The sequence below is a fragment of the Paraburkholderia sp. genome (genome assembly GCF_050742655.1).
Classification (GTDB): domain Bacteria; phylum Pseudomonadota; class Gammaproteobacteria; order Burkholderiales; family Burkholderiaceae; genus Paraburkholderia.
In genome coordinates this window covers 233,107-255,883 of the sequence record NZ_JBOIGG010000010.1, presented here as the reverse complement: position 1 = coordinate 255,883, position 22,777 = coordinate 233,107, and the positions used below count along the sequence as shown (strand labels likewise).

General features: G+C 63.0%; 21 protein-coding genes. 16 read left to right on the top strand and 5 right to left on the bottom strand.

Features of this window, described 5'->3' with window-relative positions:
- The 4 genes from ACREXZ_RS16640 to ACREXZ_RS16625 all read left to right on the top strand — a co-directional run.
- Positions 1-788 (top strand): phosphate acyltransferase (locus ACREXZ_RS16640; RefSeq protein WP_431765194.1); only part of this gene is annotated, 788 nt, incomplete at its 5' end.
- Positions 789-2,141: 1,353 nt separating this feature from the next.
- Positions 2,142-3,842, top strand: a complete 1,701-nt coding sequence (gene ltrA / locus ACREXZ_RS16635; protein ID WP_431765193.1) for a group II intron reverse transcriptase/maturase — start codon at positions 2,142-2,144, stop codon at positions 3,840-3,842.
- A 139-nt stretch (positions 3,843-3,981) separates the two neighbouring features.
- Positions 3,982-4,392, top strand: a complete 411-nt coding sequence (locus tag ACREXZ_RS16630; protein ID WP_431765192.1) for a ribonuclease — start codon at positions 3,982-3,984, stop codon at positions 4,390-4,392.
- 7 nt (positions 4,393-4,399) lie between these two features.
- Entirely contained in the window at positions 4,400-4,969 is a 570-nt protein-coding gene (locus ACREXZ_RS16625) for a barstar family protein (protein ID WP_431765191.1), read from the top strand.
- Between the two features lie 96 nt (positions 4,970-5,065).
- Here the strand turns inward: ACREXZ_RS16625 and ACREXZ_RS16620 are convergent, their stop codons facing one another.
- The 3 genes from ACREXZ_RS16620 to speE all read right to left on the bottom strand — a co-directional run bounded on the left by ACREXZ_RS16620 (position 5,066) and on the right by speE (position 7,197).
- Entirely contained in the window at positions 5,066-5,821 is a 756-nt protein-coding gene (locus ACREXZ_RS16620; protein ID WP_431765190.1) for a 16S rRNA (uracil(1498)-N(3))-methyltransferase, read from the bottom strand.
- Complete coding sequence (locus ACREXZ_RS16615) at positions 5,818-6,231, bottom strand: VOC family protein (protein ID WP_431765189.1); 414 nt, start codon at positions 6,229-6,231, stop codon at positions 5,818-5,820. Before ACREXZ_RS16615 ends, ACREXZ_RS16620 begins: the two co-directional genes overlap by 4 nt.
- A 96-nt stretch (positions 6,232-6,327) precedes the next feature.
- Positions 6,328-7,197, bottom strand: a complete 870-nt coding sequence (gene speE, locus ACREXZ_RS16610) for a polyamine aminopropyltransferase (RefSeq protein ID WP_431765188.1) — start codon at positions 7,195-7,197, stop codon at positions 6,328-6,330.
- A 291-nt stretch (positions 7,198-7,488) separates the two neighbouring features.
- Between speE and tkt the strand changes: the two genes are divergently transcribed.
- Positions 7,489-9,519 (top strand): transketolase, encoded by a 2,031-nt coding sequence (tkt, locus tag ACREXZ_RS16605; RefSeq protein ID WP_431765187.1) that lies wholly within the window; start codon positions 7,489-7,491, stop codon positions 9,517-9,519.
- A gap of 92 nt (positions 9,520-9,611) precedes the next feature.
- Positions 9,612-10,622: a type I glyceraldehyde-3-phosphate dehydrogenase gene (gap, locus tag ACREXZ_RS16600; protein WP_431765186.1), complete on the top strand. Its 1,011-nt coding sequence runs from the start codon at positions 9,612-9,614 to the stop codon at positions 10,620-10,622.
- 90 nt (positions 10,623-10,712) lie between these two features.
- On the opposite strand, the gene ACREXZ_RS16595 is transcribed toward gap, so the two are convergent.
- Positions 10,713-11,405 carry a FadR/GntR family transcriptional regulator gene (locus ACREXZ_RS16595; RefSeq protein WP_431765185.1) on the bottom strand — a complete coding sequence of 231 codons (693 nt, stop codon included), beginning with the start codon at positions 11,403-11,405 and terminating at the stop codon, positions 10,713-10,715.
- Between the two features lie 216 nt (positions 11,406-11,621).
- Here ACREXZ_RS16595 and ACREXZ_RS16590 point away from each other — a divergent pair, with 216 nt between their 5' ends.
- The 3 genes from ACREXZ_RS16590 (at position 11,622) to ACREXZ_RS16580 (ending at position 14,568) form a co-directional block, all read left to right on the top strand.
- Complete coding sequence (locus tag ACREXZ_RS16590; RefSeq protein WP_431765184.1) at positions 11,622-12,950, top strand: C4-dicarboxylate transporter DctA; 1,329 nt, start codon at positions 11,622-11,624, stop codon at positions 12,948-12,950.
- Between the two features lie 75 nt (positions 12,951-13,025).
- Positions 13,026-14,036 carry an allantoicase gene (alc, locus tag ACREXZ_RS16585; protein ID WP_431765183.1) on the top strand — a complete coding sequence of 337 codons (1,011 nt, stop codon included), beginning with the start codon at positions 13,026-13,028 and terminating at the stop codon, positions 14,034-14,036.
- A gap of 13 nt (positions 14,037-14,049) precedes the next feature.
- On the top strand, positions 14,050-14,568 hold the full coding sequence (locus ACREXZ_RS16580; protein WP_431765182.1) for an ureidoglycolate lyase: 519 nt from the start codon (positions 14,050-14,052) through the stop codon (positions 14,566-14,568).
- A 102-nt stretch (positions 14,569-14,670) separates the two neighbouring features.
- Here ACREXZ_RS16580 and fur read toward each other — a convergent pair whose 3' ends face one another.
- Positions 14,671-15,099, bottom strand: a complete 429-nt coding sequence (gene fur, locus ACREXZ_RS16575; RefSeq protein WP_431765181.1) for a ferric iron uptake transcriptional regulator — start codon at positions 15,097-15,099, stop codon at positions 14,671-14,673.
- Positions 15,100-15,255: 156 nt separating this feature from the next.
- Here fur and ACREXZ_RS16570 point away from each other — a divergent pair, with 156 nt between their 5' ends.
- The 7 genes from ACREXZ_RS16570 (at position 15,256) to holA (ending at position 22,760) form a co-directional block, all read left to right on the top strand.
- Complete coding sequence (locus tag ACREXZ_RS16570) at positions 15,256-16,077, top strand: outer membrane protein assembly factor BamE (protein WP_431765180.1); 822 nt, start codon at positions 15,256-15,258, stop codon at positions 16,075-16,077.
- 150 nt (positions 16,078-16,227) lie between these two features.
- On the top strand, positions 16,228-17,025 hold the full coding sequence (dapB, locus tag ACREXZ_RS16565) for a 4-hydroxy-tetrahydrodipicolinate reductase (RefSeq protein WP_431765179.1): 798 nt from the start codon (positions 16,228-16,230) through the stop codon (positions 17,023-17,025).
- 32 nt (positions 17,026-17,057) lie between these two features.
- Complete coding sequence (locus ACREXZ_RS16560) at positions 17,058-17,723, top strand: MotA/TolQ/ExbB proton channel family protein (protein WP_431765178.1); 666 nt, start codon at positions 17,058-17,060, stop codon at positions 17,721-17,723.
- Between the two features lie 43 nt (positions 17,724-17,766).
- Entirely contained in the window at positions 17,767-18,201 is a 435-nt protein-coding gene (locus ACREXZ_RS16555) for an ExbD/TolR family protein (RefSeq protein ID WP_431765177.1), read from the top strand.
- Positions 18,202-18,427: 226 nt separating this feature from the next.
- Positions 18,428-21,016 (top strand): leucine--tRNA ligase, encoded by a 2,589-nt coding sequence (leuS, locus tag ACREXZ_RS16550; protein ID WP_431765176.1) that lies wholly within the window; start codon positions 18,428-18,430, stop codon positions 21,014-21,016.
- Positions 21,017-21,097: 81 nt separating this feature from the next.
- Positions 21,098-21,649, top strand: a complete 552-nt coding sequence (gene lptE / locus ACREXZ_RS16545) for an LPS assembly lipoprotein LptE (RefSeq protein WP_431765175.1) — start codon at positions 21,098-21,100, stop codon at positions 21,647-21,649.
- 19 nt (positions 21,650-21,668) lie between these two features.
- Positions 21,669-22,760: a DNA polymerase III subunit delta gene (gene holA, locus ACREXZ_RS16540; protein WP_431765174.1), complete on the top strand. Its 1,092-nt coding sequence runs from the start codon at positions 21,669-21,671 to the stop codon at positions 22,758-22,760.
- Positions 22,761-22,777 lie beyond the last annotated feature (17 nt).

Sequence of the window (22,777 nt, the reverse complement as noted above, 5' to 3'; positions counted from 1 at the left end):
CGGTCGTCAACACCGATCACGACGAGCGCTATCGCGATTTCTGGCAGACGTATCACAAGATGATGGCGCGCAAGGGCATCAGCGAGCAGATGGCAAAGCTCGAAATGCGCCGCCGTACGACGCTGATTGGCTCGATGATGGTGAAGAAGGGTGAAGCCGACGGGATGATCTGCGGCACGATCAGCACGACGCATCGGCATCTGCACTTCGTCGATCAGGTGATCGGCAAGCGCGACGGCTGCAGCGTCTACGCCGCGATGAACGCGCTGGTGCTGCCGGGCCGGCAGATCTTCATCGTCGACACGCACGTGAACGTCGATCCGACGCCCGAACAGCTCGCCGAAATCACCATCATGGCCGCCGAAGAAGTGCGCCGCTTCGGCATCGAACCGAAGATTGCGCTGGTGTCGCATTCGAACTTCGGCACGAGTCACGCGCCGTCCGCGCAAAAGATGCGTGACACGCTCGAGCTGCTGCGTGAGCGCGCACCGGACCTGCAAGTGGACGGCGAAATGCATGGCGACGTCGCGCTCGACGCGAACCTGCGCCGCGAAGTGCTGCCGGAATCGACGCTGGAAGGCGACGCGAACCTGCTCGTGCTGCCGAACATCGACGCCGCGAACATTTCGTACAACCTGCTGAAGACCGCGGCCGGCAACAACATCGCGATCGGCCCGATGCTGCTCGGCGCAGCGAAGCCGGTGCACGTGCTGACGGCGTCGGCAACGGTGCGCCGGATCGTCAACATGACGGCGCTGCTCGTCGCGGATGTGAGCGCCGCGCGCTAGGCCAGACTTGCCCCGGCCGCACGCGCGGCCGGTCTGGAATAAAAAAAGACGTGCCTATGATGGGCACGCCTTGGACGAACTGGGGAATGTCGTCCAGAAAGAGCCCGATGCGATGAAACCGACCAGAACCGCATCCAGCACGGCAGAGCGCCAAAAAACAGGTTTCTGCGCGTCGACAAGGGAATTTTATCCTCACCAAGATAAAATTCTGTAAAGACTTGTCAAAATCGCCGGATGACAGCGCTTTTCGACGCTTTCCAGACCTTTCCCGCGGCGCACGAACATTGATTCCAAAGGCCATTAGCGATACCCTTACGGCTTTCGTGCGACACGCACGCTCGTGTCCGTTAGCTCACGTTACGAGCATCGACTGCAGTAGATAGCACTACATACCCCTTCGGGGGTACTTTCTTGTAGCTGAGAGTGTGGCCCTCGGGCTCCACCCCATTTTTCTTGTGAAGTGGTCTTCAAGCTGGTTCAGCCTGAAACCACATTGTATGGGCCTGATTACCGTCAGGTCCCGCCCGGTCAGCGGCTTCATCTCCGCCGACAGGGCGAGATGATGTATGCAACTCCTGCGCCGTCATCGGCAACGGATTCGCAAAACGATACGAGCGATAAGCTCGGCGTGTCATTGTTCGATCACACCTGTTGTCCAAGGTGGGAGAGTGAACCTGTTATGCGACTAGCAGTAGCCTAGGAGGACATGCGCCACTGGCAACGGTGGGGTGTGAAGCTCCTCTGACAATGAAGCCCCCGGATGTTTCGGGCACATAAATGCTGTGAGGCATTCATGTGGCGATCCCTAGCAGCGTGGGGTCAAGGAGCTAGGCTGGCTGATATGGTTAATGTAAGTGAACTGCTGATAAACCTCGTGATAAGGATGCGTGCCAAAGCTGCTGACAGGCATCAACCAAAAGGTGGGCGGTCGGCTAACCCGTTGAAAGTTCGGGTTACGTCGTCATCAGACCGCCGGGGAATAGGCAGAACCTAAGTCAGTCGTGTGATATGCCGGGAACGTGGTAAGCCTGTATGGTTGCCAGCGCAATAGGGCTGGCAGGCGGACCGCAAGGAACGCTGTTGATTGTGCAGGTATGGGAGGACGGAAAAAGCGAAGGCCGGGCTGTAATGGTCCGGATAGGGGTTGGAACATCACCCTACGCGAAAGCGGGCAGACTTCCGTCTGGTCTACCGTCGCGAGACGGCTGACTAGCCCTTTAGCTGGAATTGGTGATTGCTGGCGGTTTCTTAGCCGTCAGCGTATGTATTTAACCCCCTTGCGGGAGCAGATCGCTCCCGCAAGGGGTGGTTTGCTCTCCGCTCGGGATTCACTTCTTCGAGTAGGAGAGCAGCATGAAAGTATCTGGTCGAAAGACTGGATCTGCGCTTTCCCACGCGCCGGACAACTGGTACGCCGTAGATTGGCGACGAGTCGAACGGAACGTGAGAGGGATGCAGATTCGAATTGCGAAGGCGACGCGGGAAGGCAAATGGCGCAGGGTGAAAGCCTTGCAACGGATGTTGACCCGCACGTTGTCCGCGAAGCTGTATGCGGTACGACGTGTTACACAAAACCAGGGTGCGCGAACGGCGGGAGTCGATCGCGAACTATGGGATTCGCCTGAAAGCCGATGGCTTGCTGTCGGCCGGTTGAAGCGGCGCGGATACAGACCCCTGCCTTTACGGAGAGTCTTTATCCCCAAGGCCAATGGAAAGGAACGCCCTCTGGGCATTCCGACCATGCGGGACAGGGCGATGCAAGCCTTGTATCTGCTGGCTTTGGAGCCGGTGTCGGAGTCGACGAGCGACCCGAACTCGTATGGGTTCAGGCTAAACCGCTCGACGGCTGACGCCATGTCTCAGATTTTCGTTGTCATGTGCCGTCGCAGTTCATCGCAATGGGTACTGGAAGCGGATATCAAAGGATGCTTTGACCACATCAATCATGACTGGCTGGAAAACCATGTCCTGATGGACAGGGAAATCCTCCGGAAGTGGTTGAAGGCTGGCCTGATTTATAAGGGGCAGCTACAGGTGACTGAGGCCGGTACGCCACAGGGAGGGATCATCTCCCCGACGTTGGCAAATGTGACGCTGAACGGGCTAGAGCGTGAACTGGTTGCGCACCTCGGTGCGAAATTCGGGATCGTGAAAGCGAAGAAGCTGAAAGTGAATGTGGTGCGGTACGCGGATGACTTCGTGATCACCGGTGACTCGAAAGAGATGCTGGAAAACGAAATCCGACCTTGGGTGGCGGCATTCCTTGCGGTTCGGGGACTGCAACTGTCTGAGGAGAAAACGCGAATTACCCACATCGACCAAGGCTTCGACTTCCTTGGGTGGAATTTCCGGAAGTACTCGGGAAAGCTACTCATCAAGCCGGGCAAGAAGAACGTGCAGACGTTCTATCGCAAGGTGGCGGATACGATCAGCGGCAATAAGGCGGCAACGCAGGAAGGACTTATTCTCCTGCTGAACCCGATGCTACGAGGCTGGGCGCAATATCACAGCCCCGTAGTAGCCAAGCAGGCGTACACCCGCATGGAGCATCTGGTTTTCCAGAGGCTGTGGCGGTGGTCGAGGCGGAGGCATCCAAACAAGAATGCCGACTGGGTGAAAGCGAAGTATTTTCACACTGTCGACAAACGGAATTGGGTGTTTGGCGCTCCCGTAGTGACGGACGATGGTAGTAAGTGGCTGCTGGAAATGTACCGGATGAGTGGTACTCCCATCCAGCGTCACAAGAAGATCAAGGGAGATTTCAACCCCTTTGATCCTTTGTGGGAAGAGTATGGCGAGCAATTGCGACAGGAGCGCATGTGGGTTTCCACACGCTACCGGAAGCAATGGGCAAAGCTATATATGTCCCAGGGCGGGCTCTGCGCGCACTGTGGATGTGCTCTGACAGACGAAACGGGCTGGCATGACCACCATTTGGAGTACCGAATGCATGGTGGCTCGGACGCAGTGTCTAACAGAGTTTTGTTGCACCCGCACTGCCACCAGCAAGTGCACGCTGCTAAACTTGTTGTAACTAAGCCGGTCCTGTCGTAGATAGGGTTTTGTAAGTAGGCTTGAGCTGTATGCGGGGAAACTCGCACGTACAGTTCTTAGGGGGCCCCTCTTCCACAAGGAAGAGGGGCTACCCTACATGGTCGTCAAACTCGTGATCCAACAACGGGAATCCTGATTCATGGCACGCAAGTGGCTCCGCAATGGCGTGCTCGCCGCCGCATTGACGGTCGGCAGTCTCTGCGGAGGGCTGGTCCCGAACGCTTTCGCGCGAGACTATGCAGCTGCAGGGAATATTCAGGCGCAGGGCACCGTCGCGGCGGCACAATTGCCTCGCGAAGCAGTCAATACATTGAACTTGATTGCGGCTGGCGGGCCTTACCCGTATGAGAAGGACGGCATCGTATTCGGCAATCGCGAGCGATTGCTGGCGTCGCATCGGCGCGGCTACTACCACGAATACACCGTTCCTACACCTCGCGCGCGTAACCGCGGCGCACGGCGTATCGTCTGCGGCGGACCGCTGCAACAAACCGATAATTGTTATTACTCCGACGACCACTACACCAGCTTTAAACGTATTGTTGAATGATATTGGGATGAACGGCATGAGCGACAACGTCTACGCGCACGACACCGGAGTCGCGAGGGATCTTTTCGCGGCCGGCGACGGCAACCTGTTCCAGCGCGTCATGCAGATGCGCGCCGCCGGTCACGACCGGGACAACCAGAGCGAAGCCAGCACAGTGCTTTCATCGAATGAGGGAGCCATGACTCTTTTCAAGACCGTACGACCGAACATCGTACAGTCGATCCGTGCGTTTCGCGTACAGGATCTGGCCGACGAAGCACAGCAACTCGGCCAGCATTTCCTGTATGCCCAATGCGCGTGTGCGCAATCGAAACAGGAAGTGCTCGAAACGATCGCGACATCGTTTTTGTTTCCGAAGCATTTCGGTAAGAACTACGATGCACTTTTTGACTGCCTGACCGACCTCGTCCATAAGGCCGGCGCGCAGCCAGGTTTCGTGATCGTGCTCGAGGCACTGCCGGTCGCACAGAAATTCGACAAGGAAGGGCGCGAAACGCTGCTCGACGTGTTCCGCGAAGCGGCTGAATTCTGGGCCGAACGCAAGGTCGCGTTCCGCGTTTTCTATTCGTTTGCCTGAGCGTCTAAGAAGCTTTTCAGCAGGAAAACAGCAAGGCCCGCTTTTTAGCGGGCCTTGCTGTTTTTGGGCGTGACTAGATTCCGGGTTGCGTGGATTTCACCAGCCACCCCAGCGCGCGGCAAGCGCCGCCAGTACCGCGATGCCCGCGGTCTCGGTGCGCAGCACGCGAGGTCCAAGCGCGACGGCGGTGAATCCCCGCTCGATCGCCGCGGCCTCCTCATCGGTGGAGAGGCCGCCTTCCGGGCCGATCAGCAGCGTGATCCCCCCTCGCGGCGGCTCGGCCGGTAGTGCGGCGAAATCGAGTGTGGCGCGCGGCGACAGCAGCAGCCGCAGTTCATCGCTGACGGGCTTCGACGGCAGCGCATCGAGCCATGTCGAGAAATCGCGGATCGCGTCGACCTCGGGCACGCGATTGCGTCCGCACTGCTCACACGATGCGCGCACGATGCCTTGCCAGTGCGCCTGCCGTCGCTGCGCGCGCTCGCCGGAGAGACGCACGACGCAGCGGGCCGTCATCAGGGGGATAAAACCCGACGCCCCGAGTTCGACGGCTTTTTCGATCAGCCAGTCCATCTTGTCACCGCCGGCCACGCCCTGCGCGAGCGTCAGCCGGTAAGGCGGCTCCGTTTCCGATGCGCTGAATTCACCGATCCTCACAGTCACCGACCGGCGCTCCACTTCCACGAGTTCCGCGCGAAACTCGCCGCCTTCGCCGTTGAACAGCGCGAGCGAGTCGCCAGGCTGCAGGCGCAGTACCTGCACGTGACGCATCACGTCGTCGGGGAGGGGCAGCACATCGTCCGGGTGGAGAGGCTGGCCGACAAAAAAACGGGGTATTGAAGCAGCGCTCATGCAATCCGGCGCGCGAGCGCCCAGCGGTAGCCGTCGAGGTCTTCGATCTGCGCGAAACGGTCGCCCCAGAACTGGTCCTGCGGCTCGCTCAGCGACTTCGCGCCCGCGGCCAACGCGCGCGCATAGACCGCGTCGACGTCGTCCACGTAAAGATAGAACGACTGCGGCGCGACGGTGTCGGCGCTCTTCGGCGTTCTCGCGGTCGAGCCGAACGCGCCCTCGGGCGCGAACATCACGATCAACTGATCCTGATACGTCATCTCGACGTGCATCACCGCGCCGTCGTCCTGCACGCTGTCGCGCACGGCGAAGCCGAACGCCGCCTCGAAGAACGCAGTCGACGAGCGCGCGTCGCGCACCGTCATGTAAGGGGTCAACCAGGGCACACCGGTTGGGCGAGAGGCGGTCATCAATTTCTCCGGAACCAGGGGCGTCGAAGCGGTTCGCGGGCTGCATGCCACGGTTCGACGGTCGTGGGACCGGTCGAACGGCGGCATGCGCCGACGTCACCGCAAGGGCGGTAAGACTCCGGTTAGTTTATCGCGCACCGCGTAAGGTTCAGCAAATAATGCGGAGTGAAGTGTCGCGTCATACCATCGCAGGCCGTCGATGCGGCGCTCGTGCAGCCGTTGCTTCGCCTGTGTCACGGTGAGCGTGGCGGGATCGAGCGTGTCGCTTGCAGTCGCCATCAGCCATAGCGAGCCGTATAGCGGCACGAAGGCGGCCATCGTGCGCACTACTGCAAACGACGCGCGCAGATCGGCGAGCAGCGCGGCGATTCGTGACGCATGAAAATACGGCGCACCCAGATGCATCGACAGCGCCGCGCCCGGCGCCATCACGCGTTTCAGCGCTGTGTAGAACGACGGCGTGTAAAGCCCAGCGGCCGGCGAATCAGGTGGAGTCAGGTCGAATACGACAAGGTCGAACTGTTCGCGCGACTGCTCGACGAAGTGCGCCGCATCGCCGATCGTCAGTTCGACACGTGGATCGTCCCACGCGCCGCCGTGCACGTCCGGTAGATGCTCGCGCGTGAGGCGAACCACGTCGGGATCGAGTTCCGCGACGACGATCCGCGCGATCCTGGGATGTTTCAGCAGTTGCTTTGCCGCGCCGCCGTCGCCGCCTCCCAGCACGAGCGCCGCAAGCGGTGCGGCATGTGCGAGCGCGGTCGGGTGAACCATGCATTCGTGGTAGATGAACTCGTCGCCGGCCGACGTCATCGGACGGCCGTCCAGCGTGAACAGACGGCCGAGCTGCGCCGTGTCCCAGACCTCGATGTGCTGGTAACGCGAGTCGACGCTCGCGATGCGGGTCGCGTCTGGAAAGCCGTAGACGAAGTCCGGCGCGGGCCGGAAAAGAAGCGTGGGAGTCACGGCGGCGAGCACATGGTGCGTGGGGGGCAATGGCCGGATTATAGTGGCCGGCCGCGCATCCGCGGGCGCGTGCGAAGGGCCTCATAAATGGCTTCACGAACCGCCCCGCGAACGCCCCCGCTAGCGGCCCGCAGCCGACGATCTGCTAGAATGACACGCTTTGCAGCCCCGTCCGTTTGCTCTGCCCGTTTCGCGTCTTCAGACGCCGCATCGCGCGCGTCAGCGGACCGGCCGTCGAGCTTCGGACCTCCGCCCGCGCCCCGCTTTTTGGACCCGTTCTCCGGACTCGACATGACGACCTCGTCTCCCGCTCCCACCTCCCTGATGGCCAACGCGATCCGCGCGCTGGCGATGGACGCCGTTCAACAGGCGAATTCCGGCCACCCTGGCATGCCGATGGGCATGGCAGAGATCGGCGTGGCGCTGTGGTCGCGCCATCTGCGCCACAACCCCACGAACCCGCAATGGGCCGATCGCGACCGCTTCGTGCTGTCGAATGGTCATGGTTCGATGCTGCTGTACTCGCTGCTGCATCTCACTGGCTACGATCTGCCGATCAGCGAGCTGAAGAATTTCCGTCAAATGCATTCCAAGACGCCGGGTCACCCCGAATACGGCATCACGCCGGGCGTCGAAACCACCACGGGTCCGCTCGGCCAGGGTCTCGCGAACTCGGTCGGCATGGCGCTCGCTGAAGCGCTGCTCGCCGGCGAATTCAACAAGCCGGACGCGAAGATCGTCGACCACCACACGTACGTGTTCGTCGGCGACGGCTGCCTGATGGAAGGCATTTCGCACGAGGCGTGTTCGCTCGCCGGCACGCTGAAGCTGAACAAGCTGATCGCGTTCTACGACGACAACGGCATCTCGATCGACGGCGAAGTCGTGAACTGGTTCCACGACGACACGCCGAAGCGCTTCGAAGCATACGGCTGGAACGTGATCCCGCACGTGAACGGTCATGACGTCGACGCGGTCGATGCCGCGATCGTCGCAGCGAAGAAGTCGGACAAGCCGACGCTGATCTGCTGCAAGACCGTGATCGGCGAAGGCGCGCCAACCAAGGCGGGCAGCCATGATGCGCACGGCGCACCGCTTGGCGCCGAAGAAATCGCGAAGACGCGTGCGGCGATCGGCTGGAAGTGGGAGCCGTTCGTGATCCCGCAAGAGGTCTACGCGGCGTGGGACGCGAAGGAATCCGGTGCACGTTTCGAATCCACATGGAACGACGTGTTCGCGCAATACAAGGCGAAATACCCGCAGGAAGCGGCCGAGTTCGAGCGCCGCAGCGGGAAGCATCTGCCGGCCGACTGGGCCGGAAAGGCGCAGGCGATCATCGCCGCCGCGAACGAGCGCGCGGAAACCGTCGCGACCCGCAAGGCTTCACAGCAAACCATCGAAGGCCTCGCCGCGGTACTGCCGGAACTGCTCGGCGGTTCGGCCGACCTGACCGGCTCGAACCTCACGAACTGGAAGGCATCGAAGGCGGTACGCGCGTCGCGCGACGGCGAGAGCGGCGTCCAGTGGGGCAATTACATAAGCTACGGCGTGCGCGAGTTCGGCATGAGCGCGGCGCTGAACGGCATCACGCTGCACGGCGGCTACAAGGCGTTCGGCGGCACCTTCCTGACGTTCTCCGACTACAGCCGCAACGCGCTGCGCATGGCCGCGCTGATGAAAGCGCCGTCGATCTTCGTGTTCACGCACGACTCGATCGGCCTCGGCGAAGACGGCCCGACGCACCAGTCGATCGAACACGTCTCGAGCCTGCGGCTGATTCCGCATCTGGACGTGTGGCGCCCGGCCGATACGGTCGAAACCGCGGTCGCCTGGACGCAGGCAGTCGAGCATCACGGTCCGTCGTGCCTGATCTTCAGCCGGCAGAATCTTGTGTTCTCGGCGCGCAGCGATGCGCAGATCGCGAACGTCGCGAAGGGCGGCTACGTGTTGCGCGACTGGAACGACGAAATCGTCGCGCGCAAGGTAATCCTGATGGCGACCGGCTCGGAAGTCGAACTCGCGCTGAAGGCGGTCGAACCGCTCGCGCGCGAAGGGATCTCGGCGCGCGTCGTGTCGATGCCGGCCACGACCGTGTTCGACCGGCAGGACGCCGAATATCGCGAGCGCGTGTTGCCGAAGGGCGTGCGCCGCGTCGCGATCGAAGCAGGCGTGACGGATTTCTGGCGCAAGTACGTGGGTCTGGAAGGCGGCGTGGTCGGCATCGACACGTTCGGCGAATCGGCCCCGGCTGGCGTGCTGTTCAAGCATTTCGGCTTTACCGTCGAGCACGTGGTGGAGACGGCGAAGACCGCACTGGGCTAACCCGGCAGCGGCGTGCGCAGGCGGCGTGTCGCACGCCGCGGCGCAGCGCCCGCCGGACGGATCGAATTTTTTCAGCCATCAGGAGATAGACCATGACGATTCGCGTCGCAATCAACGGCTACGGCCGGATCGGCCGCAACACGCTGCGTGCCTTCTACGAAAACGGCAAGAAGCACGACATCCAGTTCGTGGCGATCAACGACCTCGGTGATGCGAAGACCAATGCTCACCTGACGCAATACGACACCGCGCACGGCAAGTTCCCCGGCGAAGTGTCGGTGGACGGCGAGAACCTCGTCGTGAACGGCGACAGGATCCGCGTGCTCGCAAACCGCAACCCGGCCGAACTGCCGTGGGGCGAACTGGGCGTCGACGTCGTGATGGAATGCACGGGCTTTTTCACGACCAAGGAAAAGGCGAGCGCACACATCAAGGGCGGCGCGAAGAAGGTGATCATCTCGGCGCCGGGCGGTAAGGACGTCGACGCGACGATCGTCTACGGCGTGAACCATCACGTGCTGAAGGCATCGGACACGGTCATCTCGAACGCATCGTGCACGACCAACTGCCTCGCGCCGCTGGTCAAGCCGCTGAACGACAAGATCGGCCTCGAAAACGGCCTGATGACGACGATTCACGCATACACCAACGACCAGGTACTGACCGACGTCTATCACGAAGACCTGCGCCGCGCGCGTTCGGCCACGCACAGCCAGATCCCGACGAAGACGGGCGCGGCATCGGCGGTTGGCCTCGTGCTGCCGGAACTGAACGGCAAGCTCGACGGCTACGCAATCCGTGTCCCGACGATCAACGTGTCGATCGTGGATCTGTCGTTCATCGCGAAGCGCGACACGACGGTCGACGAAGTGAACGCGATCATGAAGGAAGCGTCGGAAGGGTCGTTGAAGGGCATCCTCGGCTACAACACCGCGCCGCTGGTGTCGATCGACTTCAACCACAACCCGGCGTCGTCGACGTTCGACGCGACGCTGACGAAGGTGTCGGGCCGTCTCGTGAAGGTGTCGAGCTGGTACGACAACGAATGGGGCTTCTCGAACCGGATGCTCGATACCGCCGTCGCACTCGCGCACGCGAAGTAATCGCGGATTGCAGCAGGTTGAAAAAACCGCTCTTCGGAGCGGTTTTTTTATGGACGTTTTATCGCGCGCAGCAATGCGCGAGCGCTGCGTCTACGACTGCGGCGTCGGAAAATATACCCCTGCACGCTGTGCCGCATTCTTGATGTGCGTCTCGATCGCATGCCCCGCGGCGACGCAATCGCGCGCCTTCAGCGCATCGAGGATCTCGCGGTGCTCGTGGAACGTCGACAGCACGAGTTCGCGCCGGTAGAACGGCATCCGCTGGCTTTCCTTCATGATGTCCGCGCTGCTGCGCAGAATCGACTCGATGGACGCATTGCCGGCAATGCCGACGATGCGCATATGAAAGTCGAAATCGAGCTGCGCCGCTTCGTCGAGTTCGTTGTTCGACAGCGCGATCTGTAGCGCGGCGAGATTCTCCTCGAGCCATTCGATGTCCGCGTCGCTGATCGCGAGCGCCGCCATCCGTGCGATGAAGCCTTCAAGCGCGAAGCGCATCTGATACGTGTCCGGCGGCGACGACTGCTCTGCGAAACGCCACGCGTGCGCGCTCGACACCTGCGCGCTTTGCACATACACGCCTTTGCCCGGACGGATCGTCAGCAGGCCGAGTGCCTCGAGCGTCGTCAGCGCCTCGCGCAACGACGCGCGGCTGATCTCCAGTTCCTCGGACAGCTGGCGCTGTGCGGGCAACAGACTGTCGACCGGATATACGCCGGCCTCGATCCGTTCCTGGATCTTCGCGACGGCGGCGTCGGTCACGGTATGTGGGGCGTTCTTCATCATAGTGATGGATTTTACTGGTCTGACCGGCATTGTAGTGCGCATTTGCGCCGAGCCCATACAGTCGCTCTGCAAAGATGACAGGCGACCCACGAATCGCCCGGGTAAACGCTATTACTTTCATCCTTGACGCGACTATATCGGCTTCCTACTATCCGTCATAACAGGTCTGGTCAGACCAGTATGAACAGATGAATCCGGAACCGGGAGAAGGCCGTGTTGAAGTTTTTCAATTCGCTGTTTGGCCGGGTCGTGATCGCGCTCGTCGCGGGCATCGTGATCGGCGCGCTGTTCCCTCACTTCGCGCAATCGTTGCGGCCGCTCGGCGACGGTTTCCTGAAGCTCATCAAGATGGTGATCGGGCCGATCGTTTTCTGCGTGGTGGTGAGCGGGATGGCGCACGCCGGCGATCTGAAGAAAGTGGGGCGGGTCGGTCTGAAGGCGGTCGTGTACTTCGAGGCCATGACGACGATCGCGCTCCTGATCGGCGCCGTGCTCGCGTACGCGACGCGGCCGGGCGCGGGCATGAACATCGACCTTCATTCGCTCGATGCCGCGTCGCTCGCCACCTATACCGAGCACGCCAAGAGCCTGAAGGACACCGCGGCCTTCCTGCTGAAGATTATCCCCGACACGGCAACCGACGCGTTCGCGAAAGGCGACATCCTGCAGATTCTCGTGTTCTCCGTGCTGTTCGGTTCGGCGCTGTCGCTGCTCGGTCCGAAGGCGCAGCGCGTCAACCAGCTGATCGACGAACTGGCGCAGGTGTTCTTCCGCGTGATGGGTTTCATCATCAAGCTGGCGCCGCTCGGCGTGCTCGGCGCGATCGCGTTCACGACCGGCACATACGGTGTCGCGTCGCTGAAGCAGCTCGGCATGCTGGTCATCGTGTTCTACGCGAGCTGTATCGTGTTCGTTGCCGTGGTGCTCGGCGTCGTGATGCGTCTCGCGGGGTTCAGCGTCTTCAAGCTGATCCGCTATCTGCGCGAGGAACTGTCGATCGTGCTCGGCACGGCTTCGTCCGATGCGGTGCTGCCGCAGATCATGCGCAAGCTCGAATGGATGGGCGTGAAAGACTCGACGGTCGGCCTCGTGATCCCCACCGGCTATTCGTTCAATCTCGACGGTTTTTCGATCTATCTGACGCTCGCGGTGATCTTTATCGCGCAGGCGACGAACACGCCGCTCTCCGTTCACGATCTGATCGTGGTCGTGCTGGTGTCGCTGGTGACGTCGAAGGGCGCGCACGGCATTCCCGGCTCGGCGATCGTGATTCTCGCCGCGACGCTCTCCGCGATTCCGGCGATCCCGGTGCTCGGCCTGGTCCTGATCCTGCCGGTCGACTGGTTTGTCGGCATCGCGCGTGCGGTCACGAACCTGATCGGCAACTGCGTCGCGACCGTCGTGGTCGCCGTGTGGGAAAGAGACATCGACACGGCGCGTGCGCGCCGCGTGCTGAACCAGGACCCGGCACTCCGTTACGTACCCGCTGGCGACGAGCCGGGCGACGAGCGTCTCGCGGGTCAGCACGCTCCGGTGCTGTAACGCTCGCCCGCCGCAGTTCTGTACAAGCTTCGGCAGGCCCGTGGCCTGCCTTTTTCACTCACCGGAAAAGACATCATGGCGACTCCGACTCTCGATCCTAATGCTCCGGCCTTTACGCGCCGCTACATGAATCTCGCCGATCCGCGGCTCGGCGCGAAAGCGCTGTTCGCCAGCGACGAATTCTTCGCGCCGAAGGAGCGCATGCTCGATCCCCAGCCCGCGGTGTTCATCCCCGGCAAGTACGACGAGCATGGCAAATGGATGGACGGCTGGGAGACACGCCGCAAGCGCACGACAGGACACGACCACTGTGTGGTGCGGCTCGCGCGTCCGGGCATTGTGCATGGCGTCGATCTCGATACCAGTCACTTCACCGGTAACTTCCCGCCCGCCGCATCGATCGACGCGTGCCATAGCACCGACGATGTACCGTCCGACGACGCGCAGTGGCACGTCCTCGTGCCCGCGACGACGCTGCAGGGCAATCAGCATCACTACGTCGAAGTGAACGATGCGCGTGCGTTCACCCACCTGCGCGTGAATCTGTATCCGGATGGCGGGCTCGCGCGCCTGCGCGTGTACGGGCAGCCAAAGCGTGAATGGGACAGCGTCGAGCGCGGCGGTCTCGTGGATCTCGCGGCTGTCGAGAACGGTGCGTATCTCGTGGCTGCGAACAATCAGCATTTCGGACCGGCGTCGCAAATGCTGATGCCCGGCCGCGGCGTCGACATGGGTGACGGCTGGGAGACCCGGCGGCGGCGCGAGCCGGGCAACGACTGGGCGATCGTCGCGCTCGCGAGGCCGGGCACGATTCGCCGGATCGAAGTCGATACCGCGCATTTCAAGGGCAATTTCCCGGATCGCTGCTCGTTGCAGGCGGCGTCGGTCGCGGGCGGCACCGACGAGTCTCTGGTCACGCAGGCGATGTTCTGGCCGGTGCTGCTCTCCGAACAGAAGCTGCAAATGGATCATGTGCATACGTTCGCGGCGGAACTCGCGTCGCTCGGACCCGTGACGCACGTGCGCTTCAACATTTACCCGGACGGCGGCGTATCGCGATTGCGTCTGTGGGGCGAACTCGCGTAACGGGGAGCCGGCGGTGAAGACCTTGCGAGTGGAGCGTCTGACGCGCGCGGCGTTCGCGCCGTTCGGCGACGTGATCGAACGGGCGGGTGCCCGGCACTTTCCGATCAACGGTGGCACGACCGAGCGCTATCACGATCTCGCGAACGTCGACGTCTGCATGGACGGCGGTCGTCCGCTGATCAACCTGTTTCGTGCGCAGCCGCGGGCGTTACCGGTCGAGATCGACATGATGGAGCGGCATCCGCATGGCAGCCAGGCATTCGTTCCGCTTGCGGACGTCCGCTACCTTGTCGTCGTCGCGCCTGCCGGCGAACTCGATCCCGCCCGGATGCGCGCATTCGTCAGCGACGGCTGGCAGGGCGTGAACTATGCGCGCGGCGTGTGGCATCACCCGCTGCTCGCGCTCGAGCGCGTCAGCGATTTCGTCGTCGTGGATCGCGGCGGCGTTCAGCCGAACTGCGATGAAATTGTGCTGTCTGAGCCGCTACGGCTCGAGCTGGAATCCGAGTTGATAGTGAATGCGTCGCATTGAGATTGAGGCCGCGCTTTGTGCATTCGCGTTGCCGCGATCAGATGAAAAAACGGCCGACAGATGTCGGCCATTTTCGTCTGAAGCGATGCGGCGCAGCGCGCGTCAGTGCTTGCGATGCGGGCAGTTTTCCTTCGTACAGGCCCCGTACAGTGCGAGCGCGTGTTCCTGCAGCTTGAAGCCGCGTTCCTTCGCGATGGACTGTTGCCGGCTTTCGATTTCGCCGTCGAAAAATTCTTCGACGAGACCGCAGTCGAGGCACACCAGGTGATCGTGGTGCGTACCTTCATTCAGCTCGAACACCGCTTTGCCCGATTCGAAGTTGCTTCGCGACAGCAGCCCTGCCTGCTCGAACTGCGTGAGCACGCGATAGACCGTCGCGAGCCCGATGTCGAGTTCTTCGTGCAGCAGGTTGCGATAGACGTCTTCTGCGGTCAGATGGCGGACTGGGCTATGCTGGAAAATCTCGAGGATTTTGAGGCGCGGCAGGGTCGCCTTGAGTCCGATGTTCTTGAGATCGGTTGGATTGGTCATGTCAAGGGATCCCTAGAGTACAATGCACGGTTCTAATAGTAATGTGTTTTTGCTGTTCAAGGCCATCTTCGACGGAATGAAACACGCGCGGCTTGTCTCCGAGCCCGCACGGTGAGTGAAATGATTTCTAAATCTTTATCGATCTGGGGGAGCCGCATGCGGGGTACCTTGTTGAGCACGGTTGCGGCGGCTGCGGTGATAACCGTTCTCGGCGGATGTTCTACTTACGACAGCCTGACGCAGCGCATCGCGCAGACCATCACGCCCTATCGTATTACTGTCGTGCAAGGCAACTTCGTCTCGAAGGAAGCCGCGGCGCAGATGCAGGTTGGCATGTCGCGCGCGCAGGTCAAGCAGGTTCTTGGCACGCCGCTTCTCACCGACATGTTCCATGCCGATCGCTGGGACTACGTGTTCTACTTCAAGCGCGGCTCGACGTCGATCGTCCAGCAGCGCGATTTCGTCGTGATCTTCGCGGGCGATCGCGTCGCGAGCTGGTCGGGCGGCGAAGATCTGCCTTCCAATCTCGAATTGCTCGCGGAAATCGACGGCGACCGGACCGGCAAGAAAGCGAAGGTGCCGGCCGCGACCAGCGGGGCATCGGTTGCGGCGGCTGCAAGCAGCGATGCTACGGCGACTCCAGCCCCCGACGCATCGGGTGCTTCCGTGCCGCCTTCCGAGGACACCGACGCCAACGCCCAGGCAGCCCAGGCGGCTAACCGCGCGACGAGCGCAGTGCAGACGCCGTCGGGCACCACGCCGTCGGTGCGCGCGAATACGCCGTCGTCGAACGGCGGCGTGCCGCAGGCCGCGACGCAGCCGGGCCAGCCGCAGTTCCAGTTCCACCGTCCGCCGCCGCCTCAGGTTCAGGGTCCGCAGGACAATCCGGTCGGTCCGACGGGATCGTCGCAAAGCAACAGCGGTCCGACGTACAACGCGCCGCTCACGTCGCCTTCCAGCACGGGAACGAGCGAGTAAACGCGCTGTCCATCTGCATGAGGCTGGGTGCGCAATGCGCGCGCCCAGCTACGGATTTCCGCGCGGGTTCCGGTTTCACGCGGCGGTTTTACGTGGCGGGTTTTACGTAGAAACGCCCACACGTTTTCGCATCGACATCACGAGTTGTCCATGAAGATTGCAATTGCCGGTGCATCGGGCCGTATGGGCCGGATGCTCATCGAAACGGTCCTTGCCGATCCCGCCGCGACGCTGTCCGGCGCACTCGATCGCGAGGGTTCGCCGCAGCTCGGTCAGGACGCCGGTGCGTTTCTCGGCAAACAGACCGGCGTCGTGCTGACCGATGATCTCGACCGCGTGTTCGCGGAATCCGATTACCTGATCGACTTCACGCGCCCCGAGGGCACGATGACGCACATCGAGGCCGCGCTGCGCCACGATGTGAAGCTCGTGATCGGCACGACCGGTTTCGACAACGATCAGAAAGCGCGGCTGCGTGCGGCGTCGGAGCGTATAGGCATCGTGTTCGCGGCGAACATGAGCGTCGGCGTGAACGTCACGTTGAAGCTGCTCGAATTCGCGGCACAGCATTTCGCGACCGGCTACGACATCGAAATCATCGAGGCGCATCACCGTCACAAGGTCGACGCACCGTCCGGCACCGCGCTGATGATGGGCGAAGCAATCGCTGGCGCGCTCGGCCGCGATCTGGACAGCTGCGCGGTGTACGGCCGCGAAGGCGTGACCGGTGAACGCGATCCTTCCACGATCGGCTTCTCCGCGATTCGTGGCGGCGACATCGTCGGCGATCACACGGTGCTGTTCGCGGGCATCGGCGAGCGCATCGAAATTACGCACAAATCCGCGAGCCGTCTGTCATATGCACAGGGCGCGCTGCGCGCAGTGCGCTTCCTCGAAGGCCAGAAGGCCGGCCTGTACGACATGCAGGACGTGCTCGGCCTGCGCTGAGTCCTTTCACCGCGAGTTCCCCGCGAGGTCCGATGGCAAGCACCGGCATCATCCATTACCTGCAAACGAGCGACGCGATCACCCATGCGGTCGCCTACGTGCTGCTGGCCATGTCGGTTGCGAGCTGGTGCTTTCTGATCGTCAAGGCGTGGATGCTGAGCCGCGCGAAGCGTCAGGCACCGCGTGCGATTGCGCAGTTCTGGCAGGCATCCACCTTGTCCGACGGTGTCGACGTGCTGCGTCGCAGGGATCGCGAGCGGGTCTTCGCGCCGCTTGCCGAAGCCGCGCTGCATGCCGCCGAAGCCGATATTCCCGGTGTGCTGCTCGCGCGCGTCGAGCGTAGCGAACGCGTGCTGCGCGCGCTGCGACAGGCGCTCAACGCATCGCAACGGCGGCTCGAATTCGGTCAGGTACTACTGGCGTCGGTGGGCAGTACTGCGCCGTTCGTCGGACTGCTAGGCACCGTGTGGGGCATCTATCACGCGCTAGGCAGCATCGCCGCGAGCGGTCAGGCGATGATCGAGAACGTCGCGGGGCCGGTGGGCGAAGCGCTCATCATGACCGCGTTCGGCCTCGTCGTCGCGATCCCGGCGGTGCTCGCGTACAACGTGCTCGGACGGATGGTGCGGCAGCTGTCGGAAGAACTCGACGGCTTCGCGCACGACCTGCACGCGTACGTGTGCGCGCCGGCCGGCTGACGCACCGTCACCACCTGTACCGGCGTTCGGGCGGAGAAACGACATGGCATTCGGCGGACTCGAAAAGAAGCAGCAGGCCGCGCCGATGGCGGACATCAACATGACGCCGCTGATCGACGTGATGCTCGTGCTGCTGGTCATCTTCATCATCACCGCGCCGCTCTTCACGCACGCGATCCGGCTCGATCTGCCGCGCGTCGCGTCCGAGCCGGCCCGGCAGACGCCGCAGACCATCACGCTGTCGATCGACGCCGCGGGCAAGATCTACTGGGACGGCAGCACCCTGACGCTCGACCAGCTGCGCACCCGTCTGACCGATGCGGGGCATCGCGCGGAACAGCCTGAAATTCATTTGAGAGCCGCGCGCGACACGCGCTACGAGATCGTCGCGCAGGTGATGGGCGCGGCGCAGCAGGCGGGTCTCGAGCGCCTCGGCTTCGTCACCGATCCGCCGCCCGCGTCTGTCCCGGCGCACTGACGAACCGTCGGCCATGGTCGGGCAGAGCCCGCTCGCCCAAGCCGTGCCACGAACGTCGCGGCCGCCGCGAACGCCTCGCGCAACCCACGGCGCACGGACCGCCGGACGGTATAATCGGCGCTTTCCCTTCGTCGAAGGGAAGCGTGACCGTCGGATTGCCCGATTGTCCGTCAAGCAGAGCACCACGCCCGGTGCGAAAGCACCGAACCCAGCGATCCATCAGACCATGCAAGAAAAATACGTTTCCTCCGACGTCGAATCCGCCGCCCAGACCGAATGGCGCGCGAGCGACGTGTACAAGACGACGGAAACCGCCGGCAAGCCGAAGTTCTATTGCGTCTCGATGCTGCCGTACCCGTCGGGCAAGCTGCACATGGGCCACGTGCGCAACTACACGATCAACGACGTGATGTACCGCTACCTGCGGATGAACGGCTACAACGTGCTGATGCCGATGGGCTGGGACGCGTTCGGCATGCCCGCCGAAAACGCCGCGATGGCGAACGGCGTGCCGCCCGCGCGCTGGACCTACGACAACATCGCGTACATGAAGAAGCAGATGCAGTCGATCGGTCTCGCGATCGACTGGTCGCGCGAAGTCGCCACCTGCAGCCCCGATTACTACCGCTGGAACCAGTGGCTGTTCCTGAAGATGCTCGAGAAGGGCATCGCGTACAAGAAGACCGGCACCGTGAACTGGGACCCGGTCGACCAGACCGTGCTCGCGAACGAACAGGTGATCGACGGGCGCGGCTGGCGTTCGGGCGCGCTTGTCGAAAAGCGCGAAATCCCGATGTACTACATGCGCATCACGCAGTACGCGGACGAACTGCTGAAGGATCTGGAAGGGCTCGGCTGGCCCGAGCGCGTGAAGATCATGCAGCAGAACTGGATCGGCAAGAGCTATGGCGTGAACTTCGGTTTCCCGTACGAGCTCGACGGCGAGCAGAAGCTGCTGCGCGTGTTCACGACGCGCGCCGACACGATCATGGGCGTCACGTTCTGCGCGGTCGCCGCCGAGCATCCGCTCGCCACGCGTCTCGCACAGGATCGGCCCGATCTGCAGGCATTCATCGAGGAATGCAAGCAGGGCGGCGTCGCCGAAGCCGACATGGCGACGATGGAAAAGAAGGGCATGGCAACCGGCTTCCACGTCACGCATCCGCTCACGCAGGAAAGCGTGCCGGTGTGGATCGGCAACTACGTGCTGATGAGCTACGGCGAAGGCGCGGTGATGGGCGTGCCAGCGCATGACGAGCGCGACTTCGCGTTCGTGAAGAAGTACGGCATTCCGGTCACCCAGGTGGTCGCGGTGGAAGGGCAGTCGTTCGCAACCGATGCATGGCAGGAGTGGTACGCCGACAAGGAGCACGGCGTGCTCGTGAACAGCGGCAAGTACGACGGTATGGCGTACGGCGCGGCGGTCGATGCGATCGCCAGCGATCTGAAAGCGCTCGGCCTCGGCGACAAGCAGGTCACATGGCGCCTGCGCGACTGGGGCGTTTCACGCCAGCGCTACTGGGGCACGCCGATCCCGATCATCCACTGCGACACGTGCGGCGATGTGCCGGTGCCCGAGCAGGATCTGCCGGTCATATTGCCGGAGGATCTGGTGCCGGACGGTACGGGCAATCCGCTCGCGAAGTCGGAAGCATTCGTGAACTGCACGTGCCCGACCTGCGGCGCGCCCGCGAAGCGCGAGACCGACACGATGGACACCTTCGTCGATTCGGCGTGGTACTTCTACCGCTACGCGTCGCCGGACGCGAAGACGATGGTCGATGCGCGCACCGACTACTGGATGCCGATGGACCAGTACATCGGCGGCATCGAGCACGCGATCCTGCACCTGTTGTACTCGCGCTTCTGGGCGAAGGTGTGCCGCGATCTCGGTCTCGTCGATTTCAGCGAGCCCGCGAAGAACCTGCTCACGCAGGGGATGGTGCTGAACGAAACCTACTACCGCGAAAACGACGCGGGCAAGAAGACCTGGTACAACCCCGCCGACGTCACCGTCACGTACGACGACAAGGGTCGCCCGATCGGCGCGACACTGAACTCGGATGGCCAGTCGGTTGTGCTCGGCGGCGTCGAGAAGATGTCGAAGTCGAAGAACAACGGCGTCGATCCGCAGTTGCTGATCGACCAGTACGGCGCGGACACCGCGCGTCTGTTCACGATGTTCGCCGCGCCGCCGGAGCAACAGCTCGAGTGGTCGGGTTCGGGCGTCGAGGGTGCGAGCCGCTTCCTGCGTCGGGTGTGGAGCTTCGGCCACGCGAACGAGGCGCTGTTGAAGCAGCACGCGCCGGCCACCGCGTTGAGCGACATCGATCGCACCGCGCGCCGAGAGATCTACACCGTGCTGAAGCAGGCCGATTTCGACTATCAGCGGCTGCAGTACAACACGGTCGTGTCGGCGGCAATGAAGATGCTGAACGCGCTCGAAGGCGCGAAGGGTGCGCAGCCGGCCGTGCTGCGCGAAACGTATGGCGTGCTGTTGCGCGTGCTGTATCCGGTGGTCCCGCACGTCACGTTCCAGTTGTGGCGCGAACTCGGCTACGCGGACGAATCCGGTTCGCTGCTCGATGCGTCGTGGCCGAAGGTCGACGAACAGGCGCTCGAACAGGCTGAAATCGAACTCGTGCTGCAGGTGAACGGCAAGGTGCGCGGTGCTGTGACGGTTGCGAAGGACGCGCCGCGCGAAGCCATCGAAGCAGCTGCGCTCGAGCACGAGATGTTCGCGAAGTTCAGCGAAGGCAAGCCCGCGAAGAAGATCGTCGTCGTGCCGGGACGGCTGGTGAATATCGTCGTTTGATGTCGAAGCGGCGGCAGGCGGCGCGGCCCGTATGAAGGTGCTGCCTGTCCGCCGCGGATTGACTGCGAACCAGGAGCCAATGTGACTCGCAGATCGTTTGTGACGCTCGTATGCAGCGTATTGATGCTGTCGGCGTGCGGCTTCCAGCTGCGCGGCCAGCAGGACTACGCGTTCAAGCGCCTCGCGCTCACGGGCGCGAATGCGGCTGCGGCCGCTCGTCTCACGCGGATGGTCGAAGGCGGCAGCGACACCGTCGTAGTGAACTCGGCCGCGAATGCCGACGCAACACTGCGCATGTCCGAGTCGTCGGGCACGAGCGTGCTGACGCTGAATTCTCTCGGCGTGGTCGAGGAATATCAGATCAACTACACGCTGAACTATTCGCTGGTCGGCACGGACGGCACGTTGCTGATCCCGCCGAGTTCGATCGCGCTGAACCGCGCGATGACCTATAGCGACCAGTACTCGCAGGCGAAGGCATCGGAAATGGATCTGCTGGTGGCCGACATGCGCAGCGACGCAGTCGATCAGCTCACACGCCGGCTCGCCGCCGTGCGGTCGCTGCATCCGGCACCGGGCCAGGAAGTGCCGGCCGTCGCGCCGCGCGCACCGCTGCCGCCGCCGCCGCTGTGACCGGTACGCATTTCTCGTCATGCAGCTAAGACTCGACGCGCTCGAACCGCATCTCGCGAAGGGACTCGCGGGACTGTACGTCGTGTACGGCGACGAGCATCTGCTCGCGCAGGAAGCGTGCGACCGCATTCGTGCTTCAGCGCGCGCGGCCGGCTTCACGGATCGCTCGGTGTTCACCGTGGAGCGCGGGTTCGACTGGAGTTCGCTGCTCGGCGCGAGCCAGTCGATGTCGCTGTTCGGCGACCGGCAACTGGTCGAGTTGCGGATTCCGTCGGGCAAGCCCGGCAAGGAAGGCGCGGACGCGCTGAAGTCGCTGGCCGCGGCCGCCAATCCCGACGTGCTGACGCTCGTGACGCTGCCGCGCCTCGATGCCGCGACCCAAAAGTCGGCGTGGTTCACCGCGCTCGCGGATGCGGGCGTAGCACTGAAGGTCGATTCGATCGAGCGCGCACAACTGCCGAACTGGATCGGTCAGCGGCTCGCGCTGCAGAACCAGCGGATGGCACCCGGCGAAGACGGACGGCGCGCGCTGCAGTTCATTGCGGAGCGCGTCGAGGGCAATCTGCTCGCGGCGCACCAGGAAATCCAGAAGCTCGGGCTGCTCTATCCGGCCGGCGTGCTGACGTTCGAGCAGGTGCACGACGCGGTGCTCAACGTTGCGCGCTACGACGTGTTCAAGCTGAACGAAGCGATGCTGGCCGGCGACGTCGGACGCCTTTCACGAATGCTCGACGGGTTGCACGGCGAAGGCGAGGCCGCGGTTCTCGTGCTGTGGGCGGTGGTCGAGGAAGTGCGCACGCTGCTGCGCATCAAGCGTGGCGTCGAGGCAGGCAAGCCGCTCGCAATGCTGCTGCGCGAGAACCGCGTGTGGGGTCCGCGCGAACGGCTCGTCGGGCCGGCGCTGTCGCGCGTCACCGAGGCCGCGCTGGAAAAAGGGCTGGCGCTCGCGGCGCGGCTGGACCGGCAGGTGAAAGGGCTGTCGGGCAACGTGCCCGGCCGGCCCCGCGACAATCCGCCGCCGGACCCATGGGACGGCCTGTTCGAACTCGCGATGATGGTTGCCGCGCCGCGTCCGGCCCCATCGCGGACCCCAGCGCGCCGCGCGGGCTGACGGCCAGGCCGCACCGT

Coding starts and splice junctions, on each gene's coding strand:
- ltrA (WP_431765193.1), top strand. CDS start 2,142: ATGAAAGTATCTGGTCGAAAGACTGGATCTGCGCTTTCCCACGCGCCG.
- ACREXZ_RS16630 (WP_431765192.1), top strand. CDS start 3,982: ATGGCACGCAAGTGGCTCCGCAATGGCGTGCTCGCCGCCGCATTGACG.
- ACREXZ_RS16625 (WP_431765191.1), top strand. CDS start 4,400: ATGAACGGCATGAGCGACAACGTCTACGCGCACGACACCGGAGTCGCG.
- ACREXZ_RS16620 (WP_431765190.1), bottom strand. CDS start 5,821: ATGAGCGCTGCTTCAATACCCCGTTTTTTTGTCGGCCAGCCTCTCCAC.
- ACREXZ_RS16615 (WP_431765189.1), bottom strand. CDS start 6,231: ATGACCGCCTCTCGCCCAACCGGTGTGCCCTGGTTGACCCCTTACATG.
- tkt (WP_431765187.1), top strand. CDS start 7,489: ATGACGACCTCGTCTCCCGCTCCCACCTCCCTGATGGCCAACGCGATC.
- gap (WP_431765186.1), top strand. CDS start 9,612: ATGACGATTCGCGTCGCAATCAACGGCTACGGCCGGATCGGCCGCAAC.
- ACREXZ_RS16595 (WP_431765185.1), bottom strand. CDS start 11,405: ATGAAGAACGCCCCACATACCGTGACCGACGCCGCCGTCGCGAAGATC.
- alc (WP_431765183.1), top strand. CDS start 13,026: ATGGCGACTCCGACTCTCGATCCTAATGCTCCGGCCTTTACGCGCCGC.
- fur (WP_431765181.1), bottom strand. CDS start 15,099: ATGACCAATCCAACCGATCTCAAGAACATCGGACTCAAGGCGACCCTG.
- ACREXZ_RS16570 (WP_431765180.1), top strand. CDS start 15,256: ATGCGGGGTACCTTGTTGAGCACGGTTGCGGCGGCTGCGGTGATAACC.
- dapB (WP_431765179.1), top strand. CDS start 16,228: ATGAAGATTGCAATTGCCGGTGCATCGGGCCGTATGGGCCGGATGCTC.
- ACREXZ_RS16560 (WP_431765178.1), top strand. CDS start 17,058: ATGGCAAGCACCGGCATCATCCATTACCTGCAAACGAGCGACGCGATC.
- ACREXZ_RS16555 (WP_431765177.1), top strand. CDS start 17,767: ATGGCATTCGGCGGACTCGAAAAGAAGCAGCAGGCCGCGCCGATGGCG.
- leuS (WP_431765176.1), top strand. CDS start 18,428: ATGCAAGAAAAATACGTTTCCTCCGACGTCGAATCCGCCGCCCAGACC.
- holA (WP_431765174.1), top strand. CDS start 21,669: ATGCAGCTAAGACTCGACGCGCTCGAACCGCATCTCGCGAAGGGACTC.